Annotated in this window: 4 protein-coding genes; all 4 read left to right on the forward strand. The window is 52.2% G+C overall.

The genetic code is table 11. The features are described 5' to 3' along the window. The first annotated feature begins 152 nt into the window (after window positions 1-152). The gene (locus ACOSYY_RS13730; protein WP_421663082.1) at window positions 153-533 is read left to right on the forward strand and encodes a hypothetical protein; all 381 of its coding nucleotides are present in this window, start codon (window positions 153-155) and stop codon (window positions 531-533) included. Window positions 534-547: 14 nt separating this feature from the next. Next, window positions 548-2,281 carry a type IV secretory system conjugative DNA transfer family protein gene (locus ACOSYY_RS13735; RefSeq protein ID WP_421663083.1) on the forward strand — a complete coding sequence of 578 codons (1,734 nt, stop codon included), beginning with the start codon at window positions 548-550 and terminating at the stop codon, window positions 2,279-2,281. Next, on the forward strand, window positions 2,281-3,066 hold the full coding sequence (mobC, locus tag ACOSYY_RS13740) for a MobC family replication-relaxation protein (RefSeq protein ID WP_421663085.1): 786 nt from the start codon (window positions 2,281-2,283) through the stop codon (window positions 3,064-3,066). Before ACOSYY_RS13735 ends, mobC begins: the two co-directional genes overlap by 1 nt. A 265-nt stretch (window positions 3,067-3,331) precedes the next feature. Further along, window positions 3,332-4,522, forward strand: a complete 1,191-nt coding sequence (locus ACOSYY_RS13745) for a helix-turn-helix domain-containing protein (protein ID WP_421663086.1) — start codon at window positions 3,332-3,334, stop codon at window positions 4,520-4,522. The last annotated feature ends 14 nt before the right edge of the window (window positions 4,523-4,536 follow it).

Genomic DNA, 4,536 nt, shown 5'->3' on the forward strand with positions numbered 1-4,536 from the left:
GTTCAGCATGTGCCGGGACAGGAACGCGCACCGGTTTCGTGGGCGAAAGCAGTGCGCTTGCCCAACTTGGGTTGGTCATCCTGCCGAAAGAAGAGTGGTAGAAAAGAAGAACGAACTACGAACGTATAGTCAGAAACGTTATGGAGGGCACAATGGGAGTGAAGTCATTCCAAAAAGAGCGACCGGGATTTCTCTTGCACGTGATCGAGCGGCACGGAAATCTGACTGCAGGATTGTTCATCTTGCGGAACGATGCTTTGATCACTTTCAGATCCACGGGCCACTTGGCTGAATTCGCGTGGATCCTACAGAAAAAAGCCCACGCCCCAGCGACAGAAAGCGCACGAAGCGAACACTTCGATATCTTCCATATCAAGGAGCGGCGTAAGTACTTGATCGAGTGTTTTGTGCGAGCAAGTTTCCAGGTCACTGTGCTCGAAGACGAGTTCGCTCATCTCTGCCATCTGTTCGATGACTTGTGTGAAGCAGTACGGCTCGTTTGGTGTCCGCCAGCATCTGTAGAGTTGGGTTGAGGGGAGCGACACTGATGGGAATTTCGGTGTCACGATTGGCGATCATCACTGCTCTTGCACAGCAGGTAATAGCTGTCATTGCGATGAAGGTGTCTTTTGTGTACTTGCCGGAATGGTCTCGCGAGAAGATTCTTGTGCTTCTCGCGAGACTTCCAGCACTCACGGACCTCTCCGATCCCTCAAATTCAATCCGTGCGCAAATGCTCATTCCGCCCGACCTGGCGTTGGCATTTCAGGATGGTTGGATTCTTCTCTGGTTCTCGTTCTGCAATCTCTCCGCTTTCTGTGTTGCGTTGTGCTTTCACCGGCTTTGGTCTTTTCAACCGGACACACTCGATTGGATTGTGGGCGCTGGTGCCTTTGTCGTCTCTCCCATTCCTGCCGTGATTTGGGGCGGAACCTGGCATGGACTCGTTTCCGGCTACGCGATCATTCTTGCAGGCCAAAGCCTAGGGTGGTGGTGCTGGTCCGGCACACAGGTCCCTGACGGGCGACTCTCAGACGTGCGGACAGTGTGGAGCCCAAGCGAAAAGCAGAAGTCCTTTGATCCGCATCGATTCATGATTATGAGACGCGGAGTCTTTCTGGGTTTGGATGAGCTGGGAAAGCCCACTTATCTTACGGTCCAGCAAGCGAGGCAACATGGCCAGGTGATTGGTCAAACTCGGAGCGGGAAGAATGTCGCCGTCGCCACGTTGCTTGCTCAATTTGTGCAGGTGGGAGAATGCGTCATTATCATCGACCCCAAAAACGACTTTTTCATGCCCACTGTCATGGCGGCGACAGCTGAGCGTGTCGGGATGCCTTTCACATTCCTGGACCTTCGGCCTGATCAGCCGCCCCAGTTGAATCTGCTCGCAGGCTGTGCACCTCAGGACATCGAAGAGATGTTGATCCAGGTCTTTGATTTGATCGAGCGGGGGGATAACGCGGATGTTTATCGAATTGAAGATCGTGCAGCAGCACGATTGGTTGCTGCATCCGGAGCGCGATCATTTCCAGAGTTATTTGAGAAGGCTTCTCAGATCCTTGATTTGAGCAAAACTCGGAGGTTCTTCGAGGCACTCAAGGAACTCGCGTCATTGCCCGCCATACAGACAACAGCGGGGATTGATTTGACTCAAGTCGTAGGTCGGCCAGGGATTGTATACGTCGTAGGTAGCACACGCCATGAACCGACGATCAGGTTGCAGAAAATGGTTCTCCTTCGAGTGCTTCAAATTATCGACAAGAAGGGGCAAGAGACGGAGGGAGGCTGGACCGCGCTATTCATGGACGAGTTTAAATATCTGCTATCTCCTGCCGCGCTCCAAGCGTGCGGGGTTATTGCCGATCGCCGCTGCCATCTCTTGTTGGCTCATCAAAGCCTCGGCGACTTGCGAGATACATCGTTGCCAGCACCGGCAGTGGAAGGAGCCGTCCTAGTTAACTGTGGGCTAAAGCTATTCTTTCGGACGAATGATCCCAATACGGCGACATGGGAGGCCCGCCTTAGTGGAACGGTTCCCATATACACGGAACTCGCGCAAAAGAAGATCTTCAAATTCGCCAAAGCGGAGGGGAGCTGGCGAGAGTCGATGCGCCCATTGTTTGATGAGAACGTGCTCCAATCTCTGCCGCCACTTCATGCGATTCTTGTGGGGGCCGGTGTGCCGAAGAAGATCAGAGTTGGTTACCTTCCGATTGGTGAACGACCGAATCCCGTTCCCGCTCCTATGCAAACACTCAAGTGTGCGGAGTTGATTTGATGAATAAACTCGCTTGTCTCATACCTGCGTCTGAGCGAAAAGTGCGGCAGCTTGAGAAGCGACAGCGACTGCTTCGTTTCTTACGGGGGGAGTTGTGGAGCACTGCGGAACTTCTTGGCCAAGTCCTCGGATTACAATCGCGACAGGCTGTTTGGAAATCTCTGCGTCAGTTCGAGGCCGAACAGATCATACGCCGCCACGAATACTCGGTTTTGGGGGGCAGTTTACTGATTTGGGGAATCACCGCCCATGGTCAGGCACTGGCCTTCAATCCTAAATCTGAGACGGTAAGAAGACACTATTTCGAGCCTTCGAAGGTCTCCGAATTTACTCTCCGTCATACTCTCGACATACAACGATTACGCCTTGCCGCAGAATTGGCTGGTTGGTCGGACTGGCAGAATGGCGAGTCGCTGGGAGCAGTGGGCAAAGGGCTCAAACGGCCTGATGCCATTGCGATCGATCCCGCAGGGATGAAAACCGCCATCGAGTGCGAGCGCACTCTGAAAACCGTCAAACGATATGAGGCGGTTCTGTCTGCTTACCTGCAGAGCCTCAAGCGCGATGAATATTCTCGTGTGGTATGGGTTTGTCCTACAGCTGACATCTCATTAAGGCTTCGTGCCATTATCTGCGGGATCGAGAGCGTAACCGTGGCCGGTCAGCGAGTTCGCATTGACCCACAGCGGCATCATTTGAATCTCCGCTTTGAAGATTACGAGACATTTGCAAAATCTGGGAATGCGCTCGCAGGCGCCGGGAAATCCGTGGTCCTCGGTGAATAGTGCCAATCCTGCTGTTCTGTTGCGAAGACCTGGGTCAAACAACCCTTCTGGGGGACGTCCACTCACAGCGTGGTTTTTTGTCACGCAGTGCGTAGACCTCCCCCAGACCCCCTGCAACCCAGCGCCGGCTCACGCCCGCGCTAATCGCCACTGAGGAGATGCTCTTCAAAAGGAATCGTGAAAAGGAGTGACTTTATGCTGATTTAGAAGGTTGACAAATGTTGATAAAATTGTATAATTTGTCAACCACGCCTCCTGCTTATCTATGTCTAACTCAACTAACATCGCTCAGCGGCTGAAGCGGCTACGAATGTCACGAGGCCTTTCGCTGGATGCGCTTGTTGCGTCCATGGGCCATGTTGTAACAAAGCAGGCGCTTTCAAAATATGAGTGTGCGACGGCTAGCCCATCGCCAATTGTTCTGAACAAGCTTGCCGATACCTTTAAGGTTAAGGCGTCCTATTTTCTGAGAGAGCCTCAAGTCATTGTTAAGTTCATCGGCTATAGAAAGGCTTCGACTTTACCCAAGAAAGATCAGGGAAGAATTGAGAGCCTTGTGACGGAGGTCTTGGAGGATAGAGTGAGTCTTCAGGTCATGACAGGCTGGCCGAACGGGAATCATTTGCCGATCCACGCACATCGTATTTCAAAGATAGAAGATACTGAGCGGGCTGCTGAAGAATTGCGTACGAATTGGAAACTTGGGCAGGATCAAATTTCAAGCATGGTTGGTATGCTCGAAGATCATCACATTCATGTCATCGAGATTGATGCCATCGACAAGTTTGATGGCATTTGCGCGGTGGCTGTTGATGAAGCCACCCAGACTCAAGCAGCAGGCCTCGTCACGTCCAAAGGCGTGTCTGGAGAGCGGCAGCGACTGAGCCTTGCGCATGAATTAGGCCATCTTGTCTTGAAGATAGGGCATAACATTGATGAGGAAAAGGCGGCATTCCGGTTTGGAGCAGCCTTCCTTGCTCCCGCACAAGTGGTCTATCGTGAGATTGGTACTAAGCGGGACACCATTCTTAGTGAAGAACTGCTGCTTTTTAAGAAGCGCTTTGGAATGAGCGTGCAAGCTCTTGTTCGACGACTGTTCGATTTGGACATCATCTCAGAGGGGTACTACCGGCATTGGATGATGCTCATAAACCGTTTGAAATGGAAACGGAAAGAGCCGGGTGAATTGGAACCTGAACAATCACAATGGCTTCGGCAAACAGCGCTTCGAGCCTATGCAGAGGGACTAATTAGCCGTGAAGAAGTGGAAAGGTTGCTTGGTGAGTCTCTTGATGTCGAGGAGCCGCTCACTCTTATTGAACGACGAGCCTTCATGAAGTTGCCGCTTGAAGAGCGCAGACGGATTTTGTCTGAGCAAGCAGAAAAACTGAAGTCACACTATTCGGAGGGCGCAGACAGAAGCGATCTCCAGAGTGGGGACTTCGTTGAGTACTAACCCGCCATCGCCTA

This window comes from Nitrospira sp. BLG_2, from assembly GCF_049222245.1.

Excerpts from the sequence above, each read along its gene's own strand:
- ACOSYY_RS13730 (WP_421663082.1), top strand. The coding sequence starts at position 153 with ATGGGAGTGAAGTCATTCCAAAAAGAGCGACCGGGATTTCTCTTGCAC.
- ACOSYY_RS13735 (WP_421663083.1), top strand. The coding sequence starts at position 548 with ATGGGAATTTCGGTGTCACGATTGGCGATCATCACTGCTCTTGCACAG.
- mobC (WP_421663085.1), top strand. The coding sequence starts at position 2,281 with ATGAATAAACTCGCTTGTCTCATACCTGCGTCTGAGCGAAAAGTGCGG.
- ACOSYY_RS13745 (WP_421663086.1), top strand. The coding sequence starts at position 3,332 with ATGTCTAACTCAACTAACATCGCTCAGCGGCTGAAGCGGCTACGAATG.